The organism is Draconibacterium orientale (genome assembly GCF_900111425.1).
Lineage (GTDB): Bacteria > Bacteroidota > Bacteroidia > Bacteroidales > Prolixibacteraceae > Draconibacterium > Draconibacterium orientale.
Window position 1 is genome coordinate 76,550 of the sequence record NZ_FOHT01000018.1, and the last position, 26,580, is coordinate 103,129.

Here is a 26,580-nt window from a genome sequence, read left to right on the forward strand (position 1 = left end):
AATTTTAAAATGAAATACGAAAAGTGGTCATTGGGATACTGGCTGTTAAAGCAGTACATCCGTTTTGTCGACTGGATTATTCATGATAAAATTATTTTAAACGGCCAGGCTTACATCCCAAAAAACAAACCGATACTTTTTGCACCTAACCATCAGAATGCTTTGAGCGACCCGATGGCTATACTTTTGCACACCCGTTATCAGCCGGTGTGGCTGGCACGTGCCGATATTTTTAAACCGGGCATTATAACGCTGGCCTTACGTTTTCTGAAAATCATGCCCGTTTACCGCATGCGCGACGGAAAAGATCAGCTTGCGAAGAACGACAAAACCTTTGCCGACTCGATAAAAGTACTGGAGAATAATTGTGCCCTGGCCCTTTTTCCCGAAGCGGCCCACTCGGCAAAACGACAAATGTTATCGCACAAAAAAGCTGTTCCGCGTATTGTTTTTCAGGCCGAAGAAAAAGCCGACAATAACCTCGACATCCACATTGTGCCAACCGGAATTTATTACAGCAGTTACTGGAAATTTAACCGCAGCGTGTTGGTTAATTTTGGTGAGCCAATTTTGGTCAATGATTTTCTGGAAGCCTATAACGAAAACCCCAGCGCCGCAACACTGGCCTTGCGCGATGCACTTGAAAAAGCCATTGAGCCACTTACAATAAACATTAAAAGTAAAGAGCATTACGAATGTTTCGAGCTAATACGGGCGATTTACGGAAAAGCGTTTGCAAAAAAATCAGGTGAGCGAAATGGATTTCTTAATCGTTTCAAAACCGACCAGCAACTGGTAAAAATCCTGGATGAACTGGACACCAGCAACAACGAAAAAACAGAAAAGATTTGCAGCGCCGCCAAACATTTCGACACCAATGTACGAAAATATGGCCTGCGCTCGTGGCTGGTTGAAAGTCATGAAAACAACTTCTGGAAATTAGGCCTCAACAAACTGCTTTTGCTAATTACCTTGCCGGTTTTTGCTTTTGGATTTCTGTTTAACGCCATTCCGTTTTTTGCCATCGACTCCATTGTTCGGAAAAAAATAAAAGACTTTGCCTTCTGGAGTTCATTCGCTCTGGTACTGGGCTTTACGCTCTTCCCTATTGTTTATTTAATCGAGACCTGGGCAATATCCGGCTGGCTCCCTTTGTGGTGGCATAAACTATTGTTTTTTATATCGCTCCCATTTGTTGGAAAACTGGCTTTTCGCTGGTACATTCTGTTGCTAAAAACAATTGGAAGAGCACGACTTTTCATCCTGAAAACATTCAGAAAACAGGTGTGGCAAACGTTAAAAACACAGCAGGAACAACTTTTTGATGAACTGAATAAACTTAGCTAAAAACTACTACCATGGCCGACAAACTTAAAGACACTTTGTTTCCTTTGGAGAAAGTTCAACTTTTCGGAACCGTTTTAAAAGATGTGTATCCGCCGTTTCAGTCGGAGGAATTTGTTGCCGCAGTATGCGATAAAGACTGGCCCGAGCGCGAGTTAAAAGAAAAAATGCGGCATACTACCTTATGCCTGCACCAGTTTCTGCCACACAACTTTGGGAAAGCAGTTCAAATACTGATCGCTATCGTTCCGAAAGTTTCCGGTTTCGAAGCCATTGTTTTACCCGATTATGTTGAAGTTTACGGCCAAGAGCACTGGTACATTGCTTTGCCCGCACTGGGCGAACTCACCAAGTGCGGAAGTTCGGAATTTGGAATCAGGCCGTTTTTAAATAAAGACCTGGAAGGTGCCATGAAATACATGCTCGCCTGGGCCGGGAGCGACGATTTTCGGGTAAGGCGCTTTGCCAGCGAAGGATGTCGCCCCCGCCTGCCATGGGCATCAGGTGTGCCGGCTTTGAAAAAAGATCCGTCGCTGATTTTGCCAATTCTGGAAAAGCTGAAAGACGATCCTGAAGAATTTGTTCAAAAAAGTGTGGCCAATAACCTTAACGACATATCAAAAGATCACCCGGAACTGGTGCTCGATATTTGCGAGCGCTGGCAGGGAAAATCCGAAAATACCGACTGGATTATAAAACACGCTTGCCGCACCCTGCTTAAACAAGGAAATAAAAGAGCAATGTTGCTGTTTGGGTTTGCCAATCCGGAACTGATGAAAGTAGAGGATTTTCAACTTTCGAACACTGCACCGGCAATTGGCGACGATATTTCGTTTCATTTCAAACTCGCCATCGATACCAAACAAAAACAAAAAGTGCGCATCGAATACATTGTTCATTTTGTAAAAGCCAGCGGCAAAACATCGCCCAAAGTTTTTCAGATTAAAGAAGTAGAAATGAAACCGGGCGTACACACCATCAGCAAAAAACACACCTTCAAAAATATGAGCACACGCAAACACTACCCCGGCCAGCATACTTTCGAAATTGTTATAAACGGAGCTATAAAAGCTTCGGCCAAACTTCAACTTAATTAAATTTTATACATGGATATTAATATTAGAAAAGCGACAGATAAAGATTTCCCGGCAATATTCGGGCTGATTACGGAACTGGCAGAATATGAAGAAAGCCTTGACAAGGTGAGTAATTCGCTGGAACTAATGTACAAGCAGAAAGACTACTTTAATTGTTATGTGGCCGAAACCGAAGAAAAAGAAATTATAGGAATGGCACTTTACTATTTCTCGTACTATACCTGGGTAGGAAAAACCTTGTACCTCGACGACCTGTACGTAAAAGAAGCCTACCGCGGCAACGGATTGGGCACCCGCTTAATGGATAAAATGTTTGAAGTAGCCAAAGCCGAAAAGTGCAAACGCTTCCGTCTGCAAGTACTGAATTGGAATGAGTCGGCAATCAAACTCTACGAAAAAAGCGGATTTACAGTAGACAAAACGTGGTATAATTGCGATATTGAAGATTTGTAGCAGCCACTAAAAGCGGTGATATTTACCGCTTTATTTCTAATATAATACCAAAGTGGCCACGCAATGGTTTTTATTAAAAAACCATATTTACGCCTCCACTTCGGAACCCGACTGCACCGATACCGAATTGCTAAAAGAAAATGAAAATCTGCACAACCGGGTACGGGAGCTCGAGCTGGAAGTAACCATTCTGCGGCAAACCCTTCGCGAACTGGCCGGTAAATAAATACTGATTCGTTGGGGAACTTCTCAATACAAAGCCAAATTCGTATATTTAGACCATTGTAAACAAAAAACTATGGAAAAATCATTTGTTGTAGAATTGATTCAAAATGTAGCCTTTCTTTTGGTTTTTACTTTTTTCTATGGTAAACGGTGGATTGAAAACATCCGATCAGAGCGTATTTTACCGAAGGTATTAATTGGGGTTGTTGTGGGGGTTATTGGTATGTTTTTTATGTATAACCGCTGGATGTATCAGCCGGGACATAGTTTAGATTTACGTACTGTTTTATTATCCATTTCGGGTTTATACCTTGGGGCTATACCTACTATTGTTGCCATGCTTCTTATGGCTATTTACCGGATTATAATTGGCGGCGACCTTGTGGTTCTTGGCCTTCTATTAATTGCGTCGTCGGGTTTACTGGGCATTGGGTGGCGCCATTTTCAGCAAAAAAGAGGCAAGCCCAATGGCATTTTATCGCTATATATTTTGGGCATTTTAACACATGCTGTTATGCTTTTATGGCTGATTATATTGCCCAAAGAAGAATTCGTTAATTTTCTGCAACGATTAGTCTTCCCGGTAATGTTAATATATCCGCTTATCACCCTGGTTTATAGGAATATTAATGAACAGGCAACTGATAAACTGGGAAAACGAAAAAGCAAAAGACAGGTTTATCGAACCGGAACAACGGTTTGTGCGCATAATGCAAAACATTAATATGTTCTTTTTCAACCTCGATTTAAACGGCAATTTTATATCCTGTAACAACTACCTGATTAAAAATACAGGCTATACGGAAGAAGAGCTGATTGGAAAAAGTGCCCAAGAAATTTTTGTGCCTGATGATGACAAACAAAAAGCGGAAAACCTTGTCACTGAATTATTAAAAACCAATAGAGATGTGTATTACCACGAGGGAAAAATTCGAACCAAAGACAATAAATTGCTTCATGTAATGTCGCACATCATGCTGGTAAAAGACAAAAAGGGAAAAATGAAAGGCATATCCGTTTTGGGCGAAAATGTTACCGAAAAAAATGCGATAATTACCAAACTGAAAGAAGCGAAGGAAAAAGCCGAGGAAAGTAACCGCTTAAAAAGTGTGTTCCTGCAAAACATTAGTCATGAAATTCGCACCCCAATGAATGCCATTATTGGCTTTATGAGCCTGTTAAAAGATTCGCCGGTTGATGAAGAAACGCGGATACATTTCTATGATATAATAAACAAAAGTGGCGAACGACTACTCACTACTGTTAACGATTTAATTGATATTTCTCAAATAGAAACCCAACAAATAAAAGCGCATAAATCAGGTATTATTATTTCAGATATATTGGAAAATATAGTAAGCACAAGTACACCTCTCGCTGCACAAAAAAGTAATAAAATTACATGCACCAGCAAATACATGGACACAAATACCATGTTACATACGGATAAAAACCTGCTTTCAGGTATTTTTATAAACCTGGTAAGTAATGCTATAAAATTTACCAACAACGGAAGCATAGAAATTGGAAGCTACGACAAAGAGAATGACATTGTATTTTTTGTAAAAGATACGGGTGTAGGCATCCCGGAAAATCGACTTCATGCCATTTTCGACCGCTTTGTGCAGGCTGATTTATCATTAAGCAGGGCACACGAAGGAGCGGGCTTAGGCTTGTCGATTGCCAAAGCTTATGCACAGTTGCTTGGTGGCGATTTATGGGAGGAATCGGAAGTAGGGAAAGGAAGTACTTTCTTTTTTAACCTGCCAAAAACTGAAGCAAAGCCGGAGAAACCCGAAACAATTATACCTGAAACTATAGAAAAAAGCGTGAAAGACAACCACAAGATTTTAGTTGCCGAGGATGATGAAATGAGTTATCAGTTCCTTAAAAATCTGTTGAAGCAAAAGGGATTCAGGATTGCATATGCTAAAAATGGAGCAGAAGCGGTTGAAATGGTTCGGAATGACAATGAAATATCACTGGTGCTGATGGACATTAAAATGCCTGTTATGAATGGCGAAGAAGCCATCCGGCAAATCAGAACTTTTAATCAAAACGTTCCTATTATTGCGCAAACAGCTTATGCAATGCCCACCGACAGGAATAAGTTTTTAGCAATAGGAAGTAACGATTATATCTCAAAACCCATCGAAACAAATAAATTGATAAGGCTGCTGGGTAAATATGTGAACATACTGATTTAATGCATGTTTCACAACATTTAGAAATAATGTTAACGATATGTTTTAGCATTGAAGCATTAGACATACCTAAAACAGCTGGTGCACAAGATAAAATAGAAACAAAAATTGAACGATTGAAAACCTGCACAGGTTAATTTTGCCCGATCAGTGAAAATTAATTCAAACTAACAATTAGCAAAGTTCATTTCGGGAATAGTTCGGCATGTAGTCACTGCTCCTTTCCTGGCCGTCTTCGTCCTGGCGGACGCTGACGCTCTTCGAAATCCGCAACGACAACTTGCAAGTGACCGTTCTAAATCAAAATAATTAAAACAAAAACGATGCGTATACCTTATCTTTTCCTCGGTTTACTACTTCTGACTAGTTGCTCTCAGCAAAAGGAAAAGCAATTATTGGAAGAAAAGATTCTTAGAATCGAAAACGGACTTCAACCCAATTTGCAGATAGAAGGAGACAGCGTGCCCCATTACAATATTGAAGAACGCCTGAAAGAGCTTAATATTCCCGGGGCAAGTATTGCAATGCTGGTGAATGGCGAAATTGAATGGGCTAAAGGATACGGAATGGCCGATCGTTCCGAAAACCGCGAAGTAACTGCCGAAACCATGTTTCTGGCGGGTTCTATAAGCAAACCGGTTGCAGCACTCAGGGCACATCAACTGGCCGAAACCGGGGAAATCAGTCTGGATTCGAATATTAATAATTACCTCACCAGCTGGAAACTGCCCGAGAATGAATTTACTGAAAAAGAAAAAGTTACTACACGAAGAATTCTGAATCACACCGCCGGCTTGACCGTTTGGGGATTTCCTGGATACGACCAAGGGGACACAATACCAACTGTTGCCGATGTGCTTGACGGGAAAGGTAACACCGATTCGGTACGGGTATACAAAGAACCCGGAGATAGCTGGATGTACTCGGGAGGCGGATATACCATTATGCAACTAATGATTACGGATATCGGGCAAAAGCCTTTCCCTGAAATAATGCAGGAAAATGTTCTCGATCCGCTGGGCCTGAAATCAAGTACTTTTGAAAATCCGCTGCCGGAAAAGTATCATTACATAGCAGCAACAGGTTACCGGGGTAACGGCGATGAAGTTGAAGGGAAATGGCCTATTTACCCCGAAATGGCGGCTGCAGGACTTTGGACAACTCCATCGCAACTAATATTGTGGGCAAAAGAAATTCAGCACATTTATCAAAAGCAGGAAGACGGATTGCTGAAAACAGAAACGGTTAATGAAATGCTTACACCGGGAAAAAATAATCACGGACTTGGCCCGGGCATTAGCGAACATACCTTCGGACATGGAGGGGCTGATGAAGGTTTCCGTGCACAATTGGTGGCCTGGAAAGAAACTCCACATGCAGTTGTTGTTATGGTTAACTCGGATAATGGGAGTATTATACAGGAGATATTACTGAGTATAGCCAGGGAATATGATTTACCGGGAGTTGATCCAATGATTCGGGAAATAAAAGAACAGTCGGAAGAACAACTTCAACAATTTGCAGGAAACTACACATTAGAGGGCTTGGGGATGGTTCAGATTACAGTAAAAAATAACGGGCTGGAACTTTCAGCAGACTTCCTCGACGAACCAGTTTTTATACTACCCGAATCGGAATATACCTTCTTTGACAAAAACGATGGCGAGTATATCAATTTCACCAACGACGGAGATTTAATAAGCGGCTTTAATGTACAGGGAAGGAAGGCATCGAAAATTGAATAGAAAAATCAGTTGATATAGGCTAAGAAAGGCCTGGAAAAATTAATATGTCGTGTAAATGTCGTGCATGTGCTGTTGTAAGTTATCGGAAGGAGTGAGACATTTGAAGTAATAAAAAAACCATTATGGAAACCGGAAAACTCATTAAAGAACTGCGAATTAAAAAGGGCATGACCCAGGAAGAGCTGGCCGAAAAAACGGAAGTGAGCACCCGAACGATTCAGCGTATTGAAAACGGGCAGGTTGATCCGCGGGCTTATACCCTGCAGATGATTGCAAAAGCACTGGAAGTCGATTTTTGTTTGTTCACAGCCAATGAAGCCGGGGAAAGTGAGGAAAGGGAACACAACAACAACACCTGGTTAGGATTTTTACATTTGAGTGGCATTATTCCGATAGTGTTTCCAACGGTGCTGATGTGGCGGGCAAAAAAGCACAAAACAAAAGCGATGTCACGCCACTACCGTTCGGTTATCAGCTTTCAACTTATGATTTGTGGCGTTCTTATAGGTTGCCTGTGGGTTTACTGGAAAGCAAATGTTACTACTCCGCTCCTGGGGGTGCTTCTGATAAACACCTTGCTTTCAATTACAAATACCGTAAAAGTACTGAATGGCGAACCCTATATTCCTTCGCCATTTGGAAAAAACGAAAACCCGGATTAATAGCCGGATCATTATTTTCCAACCCGCTCCTCCCCTTTCTTAATGCAGTAATACAGCTGCTAACACATTAACAATTCATTTAATACTAGCAGGTATTCTATTTGGACTAAATTTCATATATTGTAGCAGGGAGATAATACAGATGTGAGATCAGAATGAGCCTTATCTATGATAATTCACCTCTTCAATCGGCATTAACCAATGTCATTTCACCGTTTTGCTTAAGGCTCACACTGAAAAACAATTGGTATAACTTAAAAACAGCACGATGGAAGAATTTCACATTAACATTCTTAATATTTCTGCGGTATTACTTGCGGCATATCTTGGAGGTGTAGCGATACGAAAAATTGGTTACCCCGCCATTCTCGGCGAATTGCTGATAGGTATTGTGCTGGGACCTGCCGTGTTGGGATGGCTCGAATATTCCGAGGCCGTTAAAGTGCTGGCCGAAATTGGTATTATCCTGTTGATGGTTTACATCGGGATGGAAATCGATTTTCGCGACCTGAAGAAAGCTTCCTGGGCGGGATTGCTGGCCGCCATAGGTGGATTTTTTGTCCCCTTTGTTTTGGGCTATTTTGCGATCGTCTGGACGGGCGGAACGCCCATTGCCGGGCTATTTGTTGCCATTGCCATTGGTGTAACATCGCTGGCCACCAAAAGCCGAATTCTTATCGACCTGAAACTGCTGAACACCCGTATTGCTTATGTGTTAATGGCCGGCGCACTCATCTCCGATACGCTGGCACTGGTTATCTTTTCGGGCATCACCAACTTTGCCGAAACCAATGTGCTAAACATTAGCGAACTGCTCCTGATTGGCGGGAAAATCCTGGTATTTTTTGGGCTTACCATTTCCATTGGCGTTTTCCTTTTGCCCCGCCTCGGAAAGTATATTTCGCGTTCGGGCATGAAAAGTAGCACTGCCTATTTCACCATAATCCTGATCGTTACTTTTGGTTATTGCGAGCTGGCAGAGCTAGCCGGAATGCACAGCATTTTAGGAGCATTTATGGCCGGTTTATTTATTAAAGACAACCTGTTCCCCAAAAAGATTTCGAAAGAACTGAACAAAGCATTTTACGATGTCTCGATCGGATTTATGGCCCCGATATTCTTTGTTACAGCCGGATTTTTTGTTGATGTTACCGTATTTCAAACCGACCTGGGATTGCTGATACTGATTACATCACTGGCAATTGTGGGTAAAATTGTGGGTACTGCTTTGTTTTACCTCCCCTCGCGAAATGGCTGGCGCGAAGGGCTTACCATTGGAACGGGGATGAATGGCCGCGGAGCTGTTGAAATTATTATTGCAGAAATCGGCCTTGGAATGGGCATTATCGACAAAACTATTTTCTCCATATTGGTGTTTATGGCCATTTTTACCACACTTACCGTACCTGTGCTTTTAAGCTGGACCACCAAATGGCTACGCAAACGGGGCGAATTGGTGTACATGGAAGAACGAAACGGAATTGTTTTCCTGGGGGTGAATCCGCTGAGCCTTATTCTGGCCAAATATTTCAAAGACCAGGAGCCGGTTACGCTTATTGATAACAACCCGGAACAGGTTGCCAGGGCCGAAAAGGCCGGATTTAACAGCCTGTTTGGAAATGCCTTAAATGAAACCACCTGGGAAGATATTCATGCTGATAACGTGTCAACAGTTGTTGGAATGACAACCAATAACCGGGTAAACTACCTGGCTGGTAAAATGGCAAAAGAAAAGTTCCTTGTGCCACAAATTGCTATAAGCCAATCACCGTCAGGGGAGCTTAATGATACAGAACCTGAAAACAGAAATCTGTTGTTTGCTGCGCCGGTTGGCCTCGATGAGTGGATGCACAAAATGCAGCTCGATGAAGCCGGGGAAAGTAGCCTTCTCGTTGAAAAGGAAATGTCGTGCAAACAATGGATAGCCGATAACAAAATTAATCTGCAAGAAACGTTGCCCATTCTGATTGAGGATAAAAAAGGAAAGATCAGACTGTTCTCTTCTGAGTGCTCGTTGCAGGCTGGTGATAAAATTTTGGTTTTGACGGTTGAGAAATAAACTTTAGATATCAATTCCAATAATATTTGCATCGCACCTAACCTTCCGCCAGCTGGCGGAGAGGAATAGTCCCCCTTCGGGGGATTACCACGGTGTACACACAACCTAAATATTCCCATTTTTCAAATGATTCTGCAACGATTTTTCGTTCGGAACAAGCTGACCAATTCTAATCAATTTTAGACGCCGAACGATTTTTTATCGATCTTTTACCCGGCGCTTTGTGTCTTCGTAAACTCAGCCACTCGCACCGGGCTATTGCCTGTCGCCCGCTTCGGGGCTTTAAGCACCAAGGGTGCGTAATCAATAGCCCGGGGGAAGCACCCGCAGGGAGCGCAGCCCCGGGGACAGAAGAGAAAAATGACAAAGGCGCAACTGCTACCGGTTTTTGAAATACAACCCTATCTTGCGCCGCATATTAAAGGTCGATTGTAAAACAGGATCCCTAGAATAATTGTGTGTACACCGTAGTCGGGGGATTAGGGGGGGGGCAGTAAAACACAGTAACTTTCGTAAAATTCCCATAAAAAAGGAGCCCGAAAGCTCCTTTCTATTTTATATTCTGTGATCTCCAGAGTGTACCAGACTAGTGTTGAGTCAATCCTCAACCTTCGGATTCGTCATTCCGAACTTGTTTCGGAATCCTTATTGATTAAGAGATGCTGAAATAAATTCAGCATGACGTAGCGAAGTAACAACATAGTTGACTTGCCACTAGTGATAGCCTCACTTTTAGTGAAACCATCACGGCTCTACGAATTCAATTGCTCATCGATAGCTTGTGCTGCGGTTTTTCCGGCTCCCATGGCCAGAATTACGGTTGCTGCACCTGTTACCACGTCGCCTCCTGCATATACATTTTCCTTGCTGGTTTTCATGGTTTGCTCATCCACAATAATTCCGCCCCACGAATGCAAATCAAGCCCTTTTGTACTTTGCGTAATTAAGGGGTTTGGCGACTGCCCCACCGCAATTACAACCTTATTTACATCGAGCATAAAAGTCTCGCCTTCAACCGGCACCGGCCTTCTCCGTCCCGATGCATCGGGCTCGCCCAGTTCCATTTGCTGATTTTCGATGGCTCCTACCCAACCGTTACCATTGTCATGAATTTTTACCGGGTTGGCCAGCAACTTAAACTGAATGCCTTCTTCTTTGGCATGTTCAATTTCTTCAGCCCGCGCCGGCAATTCATCTTCACCACGTCGGTAAATGATGAAAACTTCTTCGGCTCCTAAACGCAGGGCAGTCCGGCAGGCATCCATTGCTACATTACCGCCACCTACAACGGCTACTTTGTCGCCTTTCTGCACAGGACTTGGTGTTTCGCGCTTAAACGATTCCATTAGGTTCACGCGGGTCAGAAATTCGTTGGCCGAATACACACCATTCAGGTTTTCGCCTTCAATATTCAGGAAACGTGGCAATCCTGCACCAGTAGAAATAAATATGGCTTCAAAACCATCTACTTTTAAATCTTCCACAGTAAGCGATTTTCCCACGATTACGTTTTTCTCAATTTTAACACCCATCTTTTTAATGGAGTCAATTTCTTCACGCACAATTTGTTTGGGTAAACGGAATTCCGGAATACCATACATCAATACCCCACCGGGCGTGTGAAGCGCTTCGAAAACAACCACCTCGTGGCCTTTTTTTGCCAGTTCGCCGGCACAGGCAATTCCGGCAGGTCCGGCGCCAATAACAGCCACTTTTCTTCCCGAATTGTGCTGTGGTATTTCTTCTTCAAAAATATGTTCACGTGCATAATCGGCAATAAAACGCTCCAAACGGCCAATGGCCACAGGTTCATCTTTTTTGCCGCGCACACAAATGGCTTCGCACTGGTTTTCCTGCGGGCACACACGGCCACAAACGGCCGGCAAACTATTGTATGATTTGATGCTTTTGTACGCTTCCTGAAAATCGCCTTGTGCAATATGACCAATAAACTCGGGGATATTCACATTTACCGGGCAACCGCTTACACACGAAGGTCGTTTACACTGAATACAACGTTTAGCTTCGTTTATCGCCTCTTCCACCGAATAGCCCATGGCCACTTCACCAAACGATTTACTGCGTTCAATCGGGTCGAGCTCCGGCATTGGCGTTCTTTGTGGCTGCATATTAAATTTGCCTTTCATTTGGGCAGCTAGTGGCGCAGCAGGCTTTGCTGCTTTATTATTTTCACCCGACAAGCCGATTCTGCATTTATGGCCGTTTTCCTGATCTTTGTACATTCCCTGACGGCCTGTAATCTCGTCGAAATCTACCTCGTAACCATTAAAATCGGGGCCATCAACGCAGGCAAATTTTGTTTTTCCGGCAATGGTTACACGGCAACCGCCGCACATTCCGGTTCCATCCACCATCAAAGGATTCAAGGAAACAGAAATCGGAATATTAAATGGTTTTACCACATTAACCACCGCTTTCATCATCGGAATCGGTCCAATGGCAATTACTTCATCGTATTGATTTCCTTCCTCCAACAATTTTTGCGCAACCGTAGTAACAAAACCCTTCGTTCCAAGACTTCCATCATCAGTGGCAACAAATACATGGTTTGCCAGTTTCGAGAATTCTTCCTGCAGAATTACAAATTCGAAGCTTCTACCTCCCAGAACCACATCAATTTCAGCGCCGTTTTCAGCATGCATTTTTATTTGCGGATACAACGGAGCGGCACCAACGCCACCGCCAATTGCAAGTACTTTTTTGGGCTTGTGATCCACACAAGGTAATCCCAGCGGGCCGGCAACATCGCTAATATAATCACCCACATTTTTCTGCTGAAGCAACTTTGTTGAGTGCCCTACAACCTGGTAAATCATTGTTACCGACTGCTCTTCACGATTATAATCGGCAATCGTTAAAGGAATGCGCTCGCCACCTTCTTCAACAATAATGATAATAAATTGTCCGGGTTGACATTTCCTGGCCACGTAAGGCGCTTCTACAACGATCTCCTCAACGGCAGGGTTCAGTATTCTTTTTCGTACTATTTTATGCATAATTTTTATGAGTAAAGGTTGGCCTTCTGTTTTTTGATTTTCGTGCAAAATTAACCGGAAGTTTAATCAACGATACAAACTTTTGTTATTCTTCGTCAGATTTAACGGTTTCAACAAAAAAGGAGCCCGAGAAGGCTCCTTTAAATCAATTGTATGTGGTAGAAATTACTTCTTTTCTTTTAAATCCAGTTTCAGATTTAGTTCCTCCAACTGAGCTTCGGCAACTGCCGATGGTGAATCGATCATTACATCGCGGCCGGAATTGTTTTTCGGGAAAGCAATAACGTCGCGAATCGTATCCAAGCCGGCAAATAACGACACCAAACGGTCGAAACCAAAAGCGATTCCGGCGTGTGGCGGCGCACCATATTTAAAGGCATTCATCAGGAATCCAAACTGTGCTTCGGCCTCTTCTTTGGTAAAACCAAGCAGGCTAAACATTTTCGATTGCAACTCAGCATCAAAAATACGAACTGAACCACCACCGATTTCAACACCATTAATAACCAGATCATAAGCATTGGCACGTACTTTACCCGGATCTGTTTCCATCAGTGGAATATCCTCAGGTTTTGGCGAGGTGAACGGGTGGTGCATCGCGTAAAAACGTTTGGTATCTTCGTCCCACTCCAATAACGGGAAGTCAACAACCCACAATGGTTTAAACACATTTTTGTCGCGCAATCCAAGTTGTTTACCCATTTCAAGGCGCAACTCACCCAATGCATCCAGCATGTGTTTTTTGTCGCCACTCATTACCAAAATCAGGTCGCCGGCTTCAGCACCGGTTTTTTCGGCCCAGTCTTTCAGGTCGTCTTGCGAGTAAAACTTATCTACCGACGATTTGAATGAACCGTCCTCGTTACACTTCACATAAACCAAACCTTTGGCACCAATTTGCGGGCGTTTTACCCAATTGGTCAGGCCATCAAGTTGTTTGCGTGTGTATTCGGCGCATCCTTTGGCACAAATGGCACCAATGTATTCGGCCGAGTCGAACACCACAAAATCTTTTCCCTTTACAGTTTCGGTAATATCGTTGATCAGCATTTCGAAACGGGTGTCGGGTTTGTCCGATCCGTATTTCTCCATGGCTTCAGCATAAGGCATCCAAGGGAATTCATCCACTTCCACATTCAGCGTTTCTTTGAACATGTGGCGGGTTAATCCTTCAAACATTTCCAGCACATCTTTCTGCTCTACAAACGACATTTCGCAGTCGATTTGTGTAAACTCCGGCTGACGGTCGGCACGCAGGTCTTCGTCGCGGAAACACTTTACAATCTGATAGTAGCGGTCGAAACCGGCAATCATCAACAACTGCTTAAATGTTTGCGGCGACTGTGGCAATGCATAAAACTGGCCTTCGTTCATACGCGATGGAACAATAAAATCGCGTGCTCCTTCAGGAGTCGATTTAATTAATACCGGCGTTTCCGTTTCAATAAAATCTTTTGCATTCAGGTAATTGCGAACGGCATGAGCCATTTTCGAACGTAACACCAGGTTTTCACGTACTACATCGCGGCGCAAATCGAGGTAACGGTATTTCATCCGCAAATCGTCGCCACCATCTGTATCGTCCTGAATGGTAAACGGCGGAAGTTCTGCCGGGCTTAACACTTTTATCTCCGATAAAGCGATTTCCACTTCGCCGGTTGGAATATTTTTGTTTTTGCTCTGACGCTCGCGAACTGTTCCCTTTGCCTGGATCACAAATTCGCGTCCCAACTGCTCAAGTGCTTCGGCAACTGCTTTATCGGTATTCTCGTCAACCACCAGCTGGGTAATCCCGTAGCGGTCGCGTAAATCAACAAAAGTCATGGCTCCCAGGTCGCGGACGCGTTGCACCCAACCGGCCAGAGTTACTTCATTTCCTGCATTCTCTATTCGAAGTTCGCCACAAGTATGTGTTCTGTACATGATATCTTTCTTTTATTTAATGTCTGCAACAAAAGCTCAACCTCGGCATCATGCCAGCCCGAAAAATACTCGATTACATTAGTAAACTCCGTTTTTTCGGTCTTCGCAAGCCTTGAATTTGCGCTTTTCTTATCAGACACCTACGTTTTCTTGCAATATTATTCAGGGTGCGAAAATAGTGATATTTTGGCAATTATACCTGAAACATTTAGCAGCTTTTCAGCGAATTCTGTAGTTCTATCTTGTTATTGGAGAATCTTTGTAGCCGAAAAGAGAAATTAACCACAAAGTTACTCGAAGAAGATACGAAGTAACACAAAGATTTATTTACTTCGCAGTAATATTTCTGGATTATGATTGAACCGTTTAACGACGAATATTTTATGAAAAAGGCCTTTGCAGAAGCTGTTCAGGCTTTTGACGAAGGCGAAATTCCGGTGGGAGCCGTGGTGGTATCAAAAGGAAAAATAATTGCACGTGCCCACAACCTTACCGAAACCCTGAATGACGTAACTGCGCATGCCGAAATGCAGGCCATTACTGCTGCTGCCAACTTGATGGGCGGAAAATACCTGAACGACTGCACGCTTTATGTAACACTCGAACCCTGTGTAATGTGTGCCGGAGCGCTGGGTTGGTCACAAATTGGAAAAATCGTTTATGGTGCCTCCGACGAAAAACGTGGTTTTAAAAAGTTTGCAGCCAAAGCACTTCACCCAAAAACAGAGATTGTTAGTGGTGTTTTTGAAACCGAGTGCGCTGAATTATTGCAGGAGTTTTTTCAGAAAAAACGAAAATAAAAAGCTCAGACCACATCATCTGTAACATCCATTACACCGCCTCCCCCGGGCATAGCAATGTCATTAAGTTAATGAACAAAATGACTGAAAATTATATTTATTTTAACCCTATGCAACGCATTGGGTAATAAGCGACAAACAAGAACAGCGCCCTGAAAGGGCAATTTAGCCGCCCTATCAGGGCGACCAAAAAACATCAATCCTTGTCCCCAAGGCGTTGCCTTGGGCTGAATTAACATAGGCTTACAGCCTTAACGTAATGACAGTGCCCGGCATAGACGTGCACTCCTCCTGGCAGGAGGAGCAAATTAGAATCAAGTCTCGTTCTCATATCTTTGAACTCCTCGAATAATTTAAAACGGCCATCTTTCTCCTCTCAATATTTTTGCTAAGTTTGACTTTCTAATATTTTCTAAAACAATTTTAGACCTATTAGAATTCCTTACCATACCAATTAAATAAAATGACTGAATTTAAAAGACTTATTTCGCTTGATGCCTTCCGCGGATTTACAATTGCCGCAATGATTATGGTTAACAACCCTGCAACATGGGCACATATTTATCCGCCACTGAAACACGCCAGCTGGAATGGTTTAACACCAACCGACCTGATATTTCCTTTTTTCATTTTTATCGTTGGTGTATCAATTGCATTGGCATATACAAAACGCCTGAACGCCGGAGTTGCTAAAGGCCCGATGTACAAAAAAATCGTTTTTCGCTCGATAAAAATATTTGCAGTTGGTATTTTGCTTTGGTTGTTCCCCAGCTTCAGCTTCGAAGAGGTACGGATTGCCGGAGTACTGCAGCGAATTGCCATCGTGTTTTTAGCCTGTGCCTTTCTGTTTCTGAACTCGAAATGGAAAACACAGGCCATAGTTGCCGGAGCTATACTGGTAATTTACTGGCTGGTGATGCTATTCATACCAACACCCGGTTACGGAAAAGTTATGCTGGAGCCCGGTGCCAACATTGCCGCCTGGATCGACAGTAAATTTCTGCCCGGCTATTTATGGCAGAAAACCTGGGATCCTGAAGGACTTTTAAGTACACTTCCGGCCATTGCAACCGGAATTACCGGCATGCTCGCAGGTCATTTAATACTCAGCAAAATGACTGCCGAACGAAAAGTCATTTACCTTTTCGCCTTCTCGTTTTTTGCTTTTATCATTGGTTTTTTCTGGAATTATATTTTCCCAATTAATAAGAATATCTGGACCAGCTCGTTTGTGCTGGTTACCTCCGGATTGGCCGGAATGGTTTTGGCAGCGAGCATCTTTTTTGTTGATATGCTTGGCCGCACGCGTTTAACCAAACCGGGAATTATATTTGGCTCGAACGCCATTGCCGTTTATGTTTTGGCTGATGTTTGGCGTCTGCCTTTTTACTCCTGGAAATTTGGCGGAAGCAGCCTAAACAACCACTGGATGAATTGGTTTGAAAACGCCGGTTGGAGTTTGGAACTGGGTAGCTTTTTATTTGCCGCCCTGTTTATTGGCTTTAATTTTATCCCGGCCTGGATACTTTATAAAAAGAAGATATTTATAAAATTATAAGATTTGAACACGGATGACACTGATAAAAATGATTTTCACAGCGTTTTATCAGCGATTATCTTATCAATCAGCGTCATCTGCGTTCTAATCCGCTTCAACCGAAAAACCCACCTGTTTCAAATCTTCCCAAAAGCCCGGATACGACTTGGTAACTACCATCGGATCATCAATTCGCATCGAAAAGCCCGCCAAAGCCATTGGGGCAAAAGCCAGGGCCATCCGGTGATCGTGGTAAGTATTTATAATTGGATTTTCTTCCTTTTGTTCCTGATCCAGCTTTCCATCCCAGGCCAGTTCTCCAAACTCAGGTTCGGCTATGGAAGCTCCAAATTTTGCCAGCTCTTTTTGCAGCGCCGCAATCCGGTCGGTTTCTTTGATCTTCAAAGTTTTTAAACCTGAAAAGTGAAACGGAATATTTTTAGCTACACACAAACACGCCATGGTTTGCGCCACATCGGGATTTTCAATAAAATCAAGCACCAGTTTCTCCGGCTGTCGGTTTTTGTTTTTTGCCAACAGAACCCCCTCTGCTTTTTGTGTTGAAGTAACGCCAAACTGCTCGAACCAGGATGCAATATGGGCATCGCCCTGCAAACTGTCGAGTAACAGATTTTCCAGCAAAACTTCACCGTTGTCAACCAGTGCCATAATCTGGTACCAGTACGAAGCTCCCGACCAATCGGCTTCACAGGTAAAATCCAGGGCAAAATATTTTTGTTCCGGCACAAAAATCTCGTTATCGTCCCAACGGTACTGAATGCCAAATTTTGCCATCAGTTCCAGCGTAAGTTTTATGTACGAGCGCGACGTGATATTGCCTTTCAGCCTTAGGGTCAGTCCGTTTTCAATGGTTGGAGCAATGAGCAAAAGCGCCGAAATATACTGGCTCGATACACTTCCGTCCAACTCAATGGTTTGTCCTTTTAAATGCGAACCCAAAATCTTCAGTGGCGGACACCCCTCATTACCAAGGTATTCAATTTTTGCTCCCAACTGATTTAGCGCATCTACCAAAATAGAAATGGGGCGTTGCTGCATGCGCTCCGATCCGGTGATCTCCCACTCGCCAACAATTTTTGCCAGAAAGGCGGTAAGAAAACGCATGGCTGTTCCGGCATGTCCGATATCGAATTTATTGCTGTTGGAAAACAGTGCCGACTGCAACACTTTGGTGTCGTCGCTGTCCGACAGGTTTCGAATCGGATACGGGCTGTAACTCAAAGCATTTATAATTAGTGCCCGGTTGCTAATACTTTTTGATGCCGGAAGATTAATGGTTCCCTTAATTTCTTTTCTATCGGTTTTTACCTGGTAAATCATGTCAGAAGTAATAATGAGGTTAATTAGGTCTGTCGATTACAGACTTTTATAGTATTTAAGCGCTTCCAGAATCAGCTCTTTGCTGCAATTCTGATTTATGGCAATTTCGCCAACTTTTGGAAGCAGTGTAAAGTTAATTCGTCCCGATTCGTTCTTTTTGTCGTGCGTCATTAATTGATACAAAGCTTCAAAATCTGATTCTTCAATTTCGAACTTACCGTAAATATCCAGCATCCATTTGGTCAGCTCATCGCAATCGGTTTGCGGGAACCCACACCTATTTACAGATAGAAAAAGTTCGGCTATCATGGCATAAGCAACGGCATAACCGTGTAGTATTGGCCGGTTTTGTTTCATGGCCAGACTTTCGAAAGCATGGCCAACCGTGTGCCCAAAATTCAGTGCTTTACGGATGTTGTTTTCCGTTAAGTCGTTAGCCACAAAATGTTCTTTCACATTCACCGAATGGCGGATAATCTCCTGCAACAGGTCGTAATCAATATGGTCGAAATCAAATTCTTTAAGCTCTGCCAAATGCTCCGGACTGTGAATCAGTCCGTGTTTGATCATTTCAGCAAAACCCGAAATAAAATTGTTGCGATCGATGGTTTTCAAAAAATCAGTATTGATTACAACGGCAACCGGCTCTTTAAATACGCCAATTTCGTTTTTTAGGCCGTTAAAATTAAACCCGGTTTTTCCGCCAACCGATGCATCAACCTGCGAAAGTAAGGTTGTTGGAACGTTCAAAAAATCAATTCCGCGTTTAAAGGTACTGGCTGCAAAACCGGCAAGATCGGTAAGCATTCCGCCGCCAATATTAATAAGCAACGATTTGCGGTCGCCCTCGTTTTCCGACAAAAACTGCCAGAGGATTTCAACCGAGCCAATCTTTTTATTGTTCTCACCGGCCGGAACAACAACCTTTTTTATGCTGTTTTCTGCCAGAAAATTATCCAGTTTGGCTATCCAAAGTTTATCCACAGTTTCTTCTGTTGCCAGAAATACTTTGCCCTTCGGATAGTTATTGATATAAGCCTGAAGTTCCTGTTCCAACTTTCGGCTGTAAATTATTTTAGAGTAAATTTTTGAATTTCCCATAAGTAGCTGCTAAATTGCGATAAAGTTACAATAAAAATGGCATTGCCTTTTTTTGAGGATGCTCGCGATAATAGTTTTAGATATTTAATAACGAACAATGACAATAAAAAACACCGAAAAGGTTTCGAAGATCAAAAAAATATTTTTCCTGGTTTCCATACTAATTGCACTGGGTATTCTGGCGCTATTTTTACTCAACCATGTTATGTATGCACTGGCCGGATTGGGCATCTTTTCCATGTGGTACCTTTATTTTCATGTGGCCGATTATCAATACATCGAATATTCCGACGATGCAGACAAAATTATTCTTCGTTATTACAAAGTGATCAGTTTTACCGGGAAGGCCTATAATTCCATTGAATTTCCACAGTACCGTTTAAGAAAAGCACTCTTCGAAAATTCATTTTTTGGAAACCTATCCGATTTAACCTTGGTAATAAAAACCGACAGAGGAATAGCTGAATATCCGACTGTAAGCTTAGCTGGTTTAAATATTGAAGATCGTAAACGTATTCAGGAATCGCTGAATTCAATCCTAAAAACATAAATCGGAGCTCCCTGCACTTATGAACGAAGAACTTAAATACAAAGTGGCCCTATCGATGCTTCCCAATATTGGAGGCATTCTTGCCCGCAACCTGGTGGCCTACATTGGCAGCGCCGAAGGTGTTTTTGCGCAATCGGCCAAAGCCTTAACAAAAGTTCCCGGAATTGGAGAAGCTTACGCCCGCCAGATAAAGAAAAGCGATGTATTGCCTAAAGCTGAAAAAGAGCTGGAATACATTGATAAAAACGGAATAGACCTTCACTTTTATACCGATGCCACTTATCCGCGCCGCTTAAAAGGCTGTATTGATGCACCGCTTATTATTTACACGAAGGGGAATATGAATCTTGATTCGGAGCGGGTAATCAGCATTGTGGGCACGCGCAACGCTACCGAATACGGGCGGTCAATCGTAGAAAATCTTTGCCGCGAATTTGCCGAACGGAAATACAATATTGTTATCGTAAGTGGTCTGGCTTATGGCATTGATGTACAAGCCCACCGTTGTGCCCTGAATTACAAGCTGCCAACTGTTGGAGTAATTGCTCATGGCCTCGACACGCTTTACCCCGCTATACACCAGCAAACTGCACAAAAAATGTTGGAATGTGGTGGCATTGTTACTGACTTCCCGAGCAACACCAAAATTGACCCGGCCAATTTTATTAAACGCAACCGTATTATTGCCGGATTGGCCGATGCAACAATTGTGGTGGAATCGGCCCAAAAAGGAGGCTCGCTAATTACCGCCGACATTGCCTCATCGTATCACCGCGATGTTTTTGCCTTCCCGGGGCGCGCCGGCGACACTTACTCGAAAGGCTGTAACCTGCTGATCAGAAATAACGGCGCTACATTAATTGAAGGCATTAACGATCTGGAATATTTTATGGGCTGGGAAAAAACCGACAAAGTTGACGCCGTGCAATCGAGTTTGTTTATCGACTTAAACCCCGATGAACAAAAAGTTGTAGATCTGTTAAAAGCAAAAGGCGAACTTTTTATCGATCAGATTTCGGCAGAAATAAAACTTCCGGTGAGTCGTGTTTCAGCGATGTTATTAAACCTCGAATTCAAAAACCTGCTAACCGCGCTTCCCGGTAAAATGTACAAATTGAGGTAAGTCGGCTTTATTTTCTAATTTTGCACCCAAACAGACAATGCTGTTTTCTAAATTTTATAGAATGGAAAAGACTTTTGAAGATTTAAAAGTTGCAAAATCGATATTAAAATCGCTGGATGACATTGGGTTTACAACACCCACTCCTATTCAGCAAAAAGCAATTCCGAAAATTAATTCGGGGGTGAATATTGTTGGTGTGGCACAAACCGGAACCGGAAAAACGGCGGCTTACCTGCTTCCTTTACTTACCCGTTTAAAAAAGCCTGAAGGAACTGATCCGCGCGTGGTAATTCTTGTTCCTACACGCGAACTTTCAATTCAGGTAGGTGAAGATATTGCCGAATTAACAAGTTACTCGGAGTTGCGCCATGCTGCGGTATTTGGCGGTATTGGCTGGACAAAACATGCAGCTTTGCTGGAGCCGGGAATCGATATTCTGGTGGCTACACCCGGCCGTCTGTGGGATTTGTACCAGGCAGGTGCGCTGCGATTAAAAAAGGTAAAATACCTGGTAATCGATGAAGCCGACCGTATGCTCGACATGGGATTTATACCCCAGATCAAACAACTGCAGGAAATTATTCCGTCGAAAAGGCAAAACCTGTTGTTCTCGGCTACCTTCTCGGAAAAAATTGAAAAACTTGCAGAAGAATTTCTGGATCATTACGATAAATTGGAAGTAGCACCATCGGCAACACCGGTTGGGCTGGTAACGCAAACCTGCTACAAAGTGCCGAATTATCGTACAAAGCTAAACCTCATCAAACACCTGCTTCAGGATGAAGAGAAATTTACGCGTGTGGTAATTTTTGTGAAAACAAAAGAACATGCCGAGGGCGTTTTTAAAGTGGTTCAGCGAAAAGCGGAAGGCGAAAAACGAATTCTCCATTCAAACAAAGCACAAAACTCGCGGATTAATTCCATTCAGGCTTTCAAAAGTGGTGAAGTCCGAATACTGATTACTACCGATGTTTCGGCGCGGGGTATGGATGTGAGCCAGGTGAGCCACGTTATTAACTTTGATTTGCCAAATGATTACGACGACTATATTCACCGGATTGGCCGAACAGCACGTGCCGGAAATAAAGGCGATGCCATTACTTTAATCGACCCGTCGGCCGAGTGGCACTGGAAAAAGATTGAAAGTTTAATGCGCCAGGAAATTCAGCTGCTGGATTTGCCCGAAGGGATAGAAGTGGTTGAATCGGAGTTTAAAGAAAGCCAGGATATGCTGCGCGAGATCGACCGTCAGCGAAAAATCGACGATCCTACGTTTCAGGGCGCTTTTCATCAGAAAAAACGAAAAGGCTCATCGAAACGTTCGTTCGAAGATAAATTTTCGCGAACAAAAGAACGGCAGAAAAGGAAGAAAAGAAGGAAATAAAAAATTGCCAACGATGATTTTCGTTGGCTTTTTTGCTTTTTGGGTAGTACCTAGTGTAGTGCGCGACTTTGAAATACTTCCCTGTCAGTCTGCCACTGAGCCAATTCGTTTATTCAAATTTTGTTTTTATAGCCAAATCGTCAAAGACGAATTGGCGGTGTTGCAACGAAGCACAGCCGTTTGATTACGCACTGCACCCCGCATTAGATAAAGCTTTTGCTTGGCAGTCGTTATTTTAATCTATTTGCCATATCTTCTAGTGTGTCAAAAAAATCTAATAAATTATAGTTATGAGGATTTGTATGTGAGTTTAATAATAAATATTCTCCAACGGAAGGAATTGTCAAAGGATTAGTGCCATAATATGCACGCAGGACTTTTATATAATTTTTTAAAGATACGCTTGAATTATGTGCGATTTGATTTCTTAAAATCCGATATGAAGAAAGCTTTGTGCGATTTGATGAGTAAGGGATTTTTACCGGGAAGCCATCTTTTAAGTATAATTCAGAACGCGTGATGATTCTATCAGGACTATTCCAATCAACAATACTCATTGATGATTGAATTAATTGCTCTGCATGTTCAAAATCTTTTGGTTTTAAATATGACTTAACATTGTCATTATTTGAGTTTTTCTTCTCCTGTGTATATAATAAAAACACATCTCTAACAAAATTTTCATATTCTCTGAAACTATTGAAAAAAATGGATTCAGTTAAAAAATGAAGTTGTTTTTTTGAAAGTGACCTATTTTGGAAGTTAATTTGATTCTGTCTATCAAATGACTTTAGTCTATTCAATTCTTTATTGAAATCATTATAAGCTGCAGATATTTTTATCCTTTTTCTTACCATTATTCTGAAAGAGAATTTTGGATTTTTTTGCAAAGAAAATTTGCCCTTGAAGTTCTTGCTGCGGTGTCAGTTGTGCCTCTCCTAGAATAATTAATAAAATCTTTATATCCAGTTGGGATTTCAGCGTCTTTATCCTCTGTGTACTCATCAAATTTCAACGAAATTTCATCAAGAATTACTCTTAATTTACCAATGGATTTCTCATTGATTTTTATTCGAGAATCTTTGTTAAGACCATTTAATCCATATAAGCAATGAGCAATACTTGTAAAAAGGGTATAAAATAATTGAGGTCTTTTCCAATTTGTATTTGCTAATTCTAAAGGAGGATAGATAGAACCAATATATGACATAGTTTTGTCAAACATTTGGGCTGCTTCAGGCAAACTATCCTCTTCTTCTTCATATTTTTTGTAATAATTCTCAATACCTTTATTTGTCCTAACAGTATCAATTAAAGCAACAAATAAGTCTGCTGTTAATTCTGCTTCTGCCATTCTGGTCACATTTGCACGAGTTAAAACACTTCCGTCGATGTAGTATTTTACATATTTCAATCCGTATCCAAAAACAATTTGTTTAAAATACCCAACATATCTCGCGTTAAGGATTTCTTGTGGTTTTAACTTAACAGTGTAAGAATTTATTCTTGCAAAAATATCAAGTATATCTTCATATGGTAAATCAAATAAAATATCTACTCCAAGTTCATATTTTAGAAATTCATTTTGGACTTCCTCTGGTAACTCATCAAAAGTTCTACCACCAAAATCTTTGTTATGAACTCTACTAATTTTGAAATCGCCATTATAAAATCCAAGAATCGTTCTTAATCTTTGCTGCCCGTCAACAACCACACGAACATTCTTGGCTCCTTGCAAATTTTGCGTAATTAAAATCTTAGGAATAGGTTTGCATCTTAAAATTGTATCTACCAAATATGATTTTGCTTTTTCTGTCCAAACGGACCTTCTTTGAAAATCTGGCGAAAGTTCTAAAAGTCCATTATCACTCCATTCAATAAAATCAGATATGTTGTACGTTCTTGTGTCAAAATTTTTCATTCTTGCTTTTTTTGATTTAGCTCAAATTTATCATTTTTTTCATTGGATTCATTGATTAGTAGAATCTTGGTTTTTTCATAATGCTGCCTAGCTACTGCATACCGCCATCAAGTGCTGTAATTTTCCTTATCGTATTACAAAAAATGCTTTTCCACTCCTCATGAGGAATGCAAAACACACTTAATCTATTCTTCTTGTTTTTTACTGTTATTGCAGGGCGAGTATTCACTACTATTGGTTTTTAGTGCTTTAAAGCTAAACATATTTTTTATGTTTCAGGCAGTTAGGGGGTAAAAACTGTTAACATAAGCTTTCTGCACCGCACAGCGTAAGGAGAAATCACCGTTGAGCTGGAACCCGACAGCCGTCGACAACAAAATAAACCGTCAGTTTTTAACCCGACAGCCGTCGACAACAAAATAAGCCATCAGTTTTTAACCCGACAGCTGTCGACAACAAAATAAGCCATCAGTTTTTAACCCGACAGCCGTCGGCAACAAAATAAGCCATCAGTTTTTAACTCGACAGCCGTCGGCAACAAAATAAACCATCGATTTTCAACCCGACAGCCGTCGGCAACAAAATAAACCATCAGTTTTTAACTCGACAGCCGTCGGCAACAAAATAAACCATCAGTTTTTAACCCGACAGCCGTCGGCAACAAAATAAACCGTCAGTTTTCAACCCGACAGCCGTCGGCAACAAAATAAGCCATCAAATTCTTCCATCACCAACTGGTATTGTAAAAAAATTATGCCAGCTATTGTCTTTTTGAACTATAGCCCGTAAATTGAAGACTAATTACTTAACACATAATAAATTTCTAAATCATGAAAAAAATTTATTTCTCCTATTTTACACTTGCAGCATTAACTGCATTGGTTCAAAAAATCGTTATGCTTTTAGGCTCAAATCTTGCCGAAAGTCCACTAATGGCGAACATACTTACTCGCCTGATCCAACAAGCCGAAACCGCCGTTCAGGCCATTGGCAGTACTAAAAAAACACCGCTTACCGAAATTGTAACAGCAGCCGATTTACGCCGTGATAACACCTACCGCTCGTTGCGCGATACAATTCAAGCCGGCTTACGCCGTCAGAACGAAGCCTATCGCACCGCCTGCGAAGCGCTTTGGCCCGAGTTTGAAAAAAATGACCTAAAACTTTATAACATGTCCCGCGATAAACAAACTGCGGCTACTGAGAGTTTGCTGGCCGACCTGCGAAAACCCAAAAACGCCCCACACCTGGCAACTACCCACATTACCGATTGGCTTACCGAGCTGGATAACGATAACAAGGCTTATGTAACGGCAACAACGCAACGCAGTGCTGCCCGCTCGGCCGACGATACCGTACAAGATGCCCAGGTTTTTAAAGACCTGAAAACATCGCTCGAACTGCTGGAAAATATTCTGAATACCATGCAAGCCATGCAAGAACCACAAAACATCGACGAGGTGGTGGCCGAAGTGTCGCAATACATCGCCGAAGCCAATGCCGCTGCCAAACAAAGTCAAAACAACAGTGGCAACCACGAGAACGATAACGACGACACGGAATAAGTTTCAATCCAACCGAGATCTTCTTATTTGACATAAATTTTTGATCTTTCCGGCCTGCCCTTTTTGGGGTGGGCCGGATTTTGTTGATGCCGTCAGCAATTTTAAACCCTACCCCTTTGTCCCCGACGTAAAGTACGGGATTTCGCAAGCTCAACTATCGACATTTCGCGAGAGAAGCTCCCGAAAGGGTGCAGGGTCAAGAGATTGATTAAAAACACTACCCTTTTGTCTATCGACATTTTCCCTTAAAAGGGAAAACAGCTTCATTGAAACGCTTAGTGTAACCTGGTAGCCGGCTCCCCTCGTGAGGGGAGCTCCCGAAAGGCTGTATGTTTGTAAAAGTGCATAAGCATCCAAGTTTTGTAAATTAGTTTTTGCGAAACAAAAAAAGATGAACACTTATGCAAGGGAAAGTTAAAACAATTAGTTTTCAGGGACAAAACATTTATATAGGAATCGATGCCCATTTAAAAAATTGGACAGTAACGGCAATGACTGAAAATAGTTTAACCAAGACGATATCACAAAA

Annotated in this window: 21 protein-coding genes; 15 read left to right on the plus strand and 6 right to left on the minus strand. The window is 42.2% G+C overall.

Going from position 1 to position 26,580, the window contains the following annotated elements; genetic code table 11:
• The first annotated feature begins 9 nt into the window (after positions 1-9).
• From BMW53_RS11240 to BMW53_RS11275, 9 genes are all read left to right on the plus strand, one after another.
• Positions 10-1,347 carry a 1-acyl-sn-glycerol-3-phosphate acyltransferase gene (locus BMW53_RS11240; RefSeq protein WP_038558524.1) on the plus strand — a complete coding sequence of 446 codons (1,338 nt, stop codon included), beginning with the start codon at positions 10-12 and terminating at the stop codon, positions 1,345-1,347.
• An 11-nt stretch (positions 1,348-1,358) separates the two neighbouring features.
• Positions 1,359-2,441, plus strand: coding sequence for a DNA alkylation repair protein (locus tag BMW53_RS11245; RefSeq protein WP_038558522.1), 1,083 nt, complete (start codon positions 1,359-1,361; stop codon positions 2,439-2,441).
• A gap of 9 nt (positions 2,442-2,450) precedes the next feature.
• Positions 2,451-2,894, plus strand: coding sequence for a GNAT family N-acetyltransferase (locus tag BMW53_RS11250; RefSeq protein WP_038558520.1), 444 nt, complete (start codon positions 2,451-2,453; stop codon positions 2,892-2,894).
• A gap of 52 nt (positions 2,895-2,946) precedes the next feature.
• Positions 2,947-3,120 carry a hypothetical protein gene (locus tag BMW53_RS20950; protein ID WP_157470798.1) on the plus strand — a complete coding sequence of 58 codons (174 nt, stop codon included), beginning with the start codon at positions 2,947-2,949 and terminating at the stop codon, positions 3,118-3,120.
• Positions 3,121-3,192: 72 nt separating this feature from the next.
• Entirely contained in the window at positions 3,193-3,843 is a 651-nt protein-coding gene (locus BMW53_RS11255) for a LytS/YhcK type 5TM receptor domain-containing protein (RefSeq protein ID WP_038558518.1), read from the plus strand.
• Complete coding sequence (locus BMW53_RS11260; RefSeq protein WP_074780658.1) at positions 3,749-5,326, plus strand: PAS domain-containing hybrid sensor histidine kinase/response regulator; 1,578 nt, start codon at positions 3,749-3,751, stop codon at positions 5,324-5,326. The genes BMW53_RS11255 and BMW53_RS11260 overlap by 95 nt, the downstream gene beginning before the upstream one ends.
• Positions 5,327-5,646: 320 nt before the next feature.
• A complete protein-coding gene (locus BMW53_RS11265) occupies positions 5,647-7,068 on the plus strand; it encodes a serine hydrolase (RefSeq protein WP_081804830.1) in 1,422 nt (473 codons plus the stop codon).
• A 122-nt stretch (positions 7,069-7,190) separates the two neighbouring features.
• Positions 7,191-7,730, plus strand: coding sequence for a type II toxin-antitoxin system RelB family anti-toxin (locus BMW53_RS11270; RefSeq protein WP_038558516.1), 540 nt, complete (start codon positions 7,191-7,193; stop codon positions 7,728-7,730).
• A gap of 268 nt (positions 7,731-7,998) precedes the next feature.
• On the plus strand, positions 7,999-9,789 hold the full coding sequence (locus BMW53_RS11275) for a cation:proton antiporter (RefSeq protein ID WP_051567826.1): 1,791 nt from the start codon (positions 7,999-8,001) through the stop codon (positions 9,787-9,789).
• Positions 9,790-10,541: 752 nt separating this feature from the next.
• Here the strand turns inward: BMW53_RS11275 and gltA are convergent.
• Together gltA and aspS are read right to left on the minus strand one after the other, a co-directional pair.
• Positions 10,542-12,806: an NADPH-dependent glutamate synthase gene (gltA, locus tag BMW53_RS11280; protein WP_038564624.1), complete on the minus strand. Its 2,265-nt coding sequence runs from the start codon at positions 12,804-12,806 to the stop codon at positions 10,542-10,544.
• A 165-nt stretch (positions 12,807-12,971) separates the two neighbouring features.
• A complete protein-coding gene (aspS, locus tag BMW53_RS11285; RefSeq protein WP_038558514.1) occupies positions 12,972-14,729 on the minus strand; it encodes an aspartate--tRNA ligase in 1,758 nt (585 codons plus the stop codon).
• 353 nt (positions 14,730-15,082) lie between these two features.
• Between aspS and BMW53_RS11290 the strand changes: the two genes are divergently transcribed.
• Positions 15,083-15,529 (plus strand): nucleoside deaminase, encoded by a 447-nt coding sequence (locus BMW53_RS11290; RefSeq protein WP_038558512.1) that lies wholly within the window; start codon positions 15,083-15,085, stop codon positions 15,527-15,529.
• A 463-nt stretch (positions 15,530-15,992) separates the two neighbouring features.
• On the plus strand, positions 15,993-17,087 hold the full coding sequence (locus tag BMW53_RS11295; RefSeq protein ID WP_038558510.1) for an acyltransferase family protein: 1,095 nt from the start codon (positions 15,993-15,995) through the stop codon (positions 17,085-17,087).
• A gap of 84 nt (positions 17,088-17,171) precedes the next feature.
• On the opposite strand, the gene BMW53_RS11300 is transcribed toward BMW53_RS11295, so the two are convergent.
• Positions 17,172-18,407 carry a 3-phosphoshikimate 1-carboxyvinyltransferase gene (locus BMW53_RS11300; RefSeq protein ID WP_038558501.1) on the minus strand — a complete coding sequence of 412 codons (1,236 nt, stop codon included), beginning with the start codon at positions 18,405-18,407 and terminating at the stop codon, positions 17,172-17,174.
• A 36-nt stretch (positions 18,408-18,443) separates the two neighbouring features.
• Positions 18,444-19,508: a 3-dehydroquinate synthase gene (aroB, locus tag BMW53_RS11305; RefSeq protein ID WP_038558499.1), complete on the minus strand. Its 1,065-nt coding sequence runs from the start codon at positions 19,506-19,508 to the stop codon at positions 18,444-18,446.
• Positions 19,509-19,605: 97 nt separating this feature from the next.
• On the opposite strand from aroB, the gene BMW53_RS11310 reads away from it, so the two are divergent.
• From BMW53_RS11310 to BMW53_RS11320, 3 genes are all read left to right on the plus strand, one after another.
• Entirely contained in the window at positions 19,606-20,058 is a 453-nt protein-coding gene (locus BMW53_RS11310; RefSeq protein ID WP_038558497.1) for a hypothetical protein, read from the plus strand.
• A 19-nt stretch (positions 20,059-20,077) separates the two neighbouring features.
• Positions 20,078-21,181: a DNA-processing protein DprA gene (dprA, locus tag BMW53_RS11315; protein ID WP_038558495.1), complete on the plus strand. Its 1,104-nt coding sequence runs from the start codon at positions 20,078-20,080 to the stop codon at positions 21,179-21,181.
• A gap of 61 nt (positions 21,182-21,242) precedes the next feature.
• Positions 21,243-22,565 (plus strand): DEAD/DEAH box helicase, encoded by a 1,323-nt coding sequence (locus tag BMW53_RS11320; RefSeq protein ID WP_038558493.1) that lies wholly within the window; start codon positions 21,243-21,245, stop codon positions 22,563-22,565.
• Positions 22,566-22,795: 230 nt separating this feature from the next.
• On the opposite strand, the gene BMW53_RS11325 is transcribed toward BMW53_RS11320, so the two are convergent.
• Positions 22,796-23,422 (minus strand): hypothetical protein, encoded by a 627-nt coding sequence (locus tag BMW53_RS11325; RefSeq protein ID WP_038558491.1) that lies wholly within the window; start codon positions 23,420-23,422, stop codon positions 22,796-22,798.
• A complete protein-coding gene (locus BMW53_RS11330; RefSeq protein ID WP_038558490.1) occupies positions 23,422-24,486 on the minus strand; it encodes a DUF262 domain-containing protein in 1,065 nt (354 codons plus the stop codon). Before BMW53_RS11330 ends, BMW53_RS11325 begins: the two co-directional genes overlap by 1 nt.
• Positions 24,487-25,316: 830 nt before the next feature.
• On the opposite strand from BMW53_RS11330, the gene BMW53_RS11335 reads away from it, so the two are divergent.
• The gene (locus BMW53_RS11335; protein WP_038558488.1) at positions 25,317-26,051 is read left to right on the plus strand and encodes a DUF6261 family protein; all 735 of its coding nucleotides are present in this window, start codon (positions 25,317-25,319) and stop codon (positions 26,049-26,051) included.
• Positions 26,052-26,580: the final 529 nt, after the last annotated feature.

Excerpts from the sequence above, each read along its gene's own strand:
- BMW53_RS11290 (WP_038558512.1), top strand. The coding sequence starts at position 15,083 with ATGATTGAACCGTTTAACGACGAATATTTTATGAAAAAGGCCTTTGCA.
- BMW53_RS11295 (WP_038558510.1), top strand. The coding sequence starts at position 15,993 with ATGACTGAATTTAAAAGACTTATTTCGCTTGATGCCTTCCGCGGATTT.
- BMW53_RS11260 (WP_074780658.1), top strand. The coding sequence starts at position 3,749 with ATGAACAGGCAACTGATAAACTGGGAAAACGAAAAAGCAAAAGACAGG.
- BMW53_RS11300 (WP_038558501.1), bottom strand. The coding sequence starts at position 18,407 with ATGATTTACCAGGTAAAAACCGATAGAAAAGAAATTAAGGGAACCATT.
- aspS (WP_038558514.1), bottom strand. The coding sequence starts at position 14,729 with ATGTACAGAACACATACTTGTGGCGAACTTCGAATAGAGAATGCAGGA.
- BMW53_RS11255 (WP_038558518.1), top strand. The coding sequence starts at position 3,193 with ATGGAAAAATCATTTGTTGTAGAATTGATTCAAAATGTAGCCTTTCTT.
- aroB (WP_038558499.1), bottom strand. The coding sequence starts at position 19,508 with ATGGGAAATTCAAAAATTTACTCTAAAATAATTTACAGCCGAAAGTTG.
- gltA (WP_038564624.1), bottom strand. The coding sequence starts at position 12,806 with ATGCATAAAATAGTACGAAAAAGAATACTGAACCCTGCCGTTGAGGAG.
- BMW53_RS11245 (WP_038558522.1), top strand. The coding sequence starts at position 1,359 with ATGGCCGACAAACTTAAAGACACTTTGTTTCCTTTGGAGAAAGTTCAA.
- BMW53_RS11265 (WP_081804830.1), top strand. The coding sequence starts at position 5,647 with ATGCGTATACCTTATCTTTTCCTCGGTTTACTACTTCTGACTAGTTGC.
- BMW53_RS11330 (WP_038558490.1), bottom strand. The coding sequence starts at position 24,486 with ATGAAAAATTTTGACACAAGAACGTACAACATATCTGATTTTATTGAA.
- BMW53_RS11275 (WP_051567826.1), top strand. The coding sequence starts at position 7,999 with ATGGAAGAATTTCACATTAACATTCTTAATATTTCTGCGGTATTACTT.
- dprA (WP_038558495.1), top strand. The coding sequence starts at position 20,078 with ATGAACGAAGAACTTAAATACAAAGTGGCCCTATCGATGCTTCCCAAT.
- BMW53_RS11270 (WP_038558516.1), top strand. The coding sequence starts at position 7,191 with ATGGAAACCGGAAAACTCATTAAAGAACTGCGAATTAAAAAGGGCATG.
- BMW53_RS11335 (WP_038558488.1), top strand. The coding sequence starts at position 25,317 with ATGAAAAAAATTTATTTCTCCTATTTTACACTTGCAGCATTAACTGCA.
- BMW53_RS11310 (WP_038558497.1), top strand. The coding sequence starts at position 19,606 with ATGACAATAAAAAACACCGAAAAGGTTTCGAAGATCAAAAAAATATTT.
- BMW53_RS11320 (WP_038558493.1), top strand. The coding sequence starts at position 21,243 with ATGGAAAAGACTTTTGAAGATTTAAAAGTTGCAAAATCGATATTAAAA.
- BMW53_RS11325 (WP_038558491.1), bottom strand. The coding sequence starts at position 23,422 with ATGGTAAGAAAAAGGATAAAAATATCTGCAGCTTATAATGATTTCAAT.
- BMW53_RS11240 (WP_038558524.1), top strand. The coding sequence starts at position 10 with ATGAAATACGAAAAGTGGTCATTGGGATACTGGCTGTTAAAGCAGTAC.
- BMW53_RS11250 (WP_038558520.1), top strand. The coding sequence starts at position 2,451 with ATGGATATTAATATTAGAAAAGCGACAGATAAAGATTTCCCGGCAATA.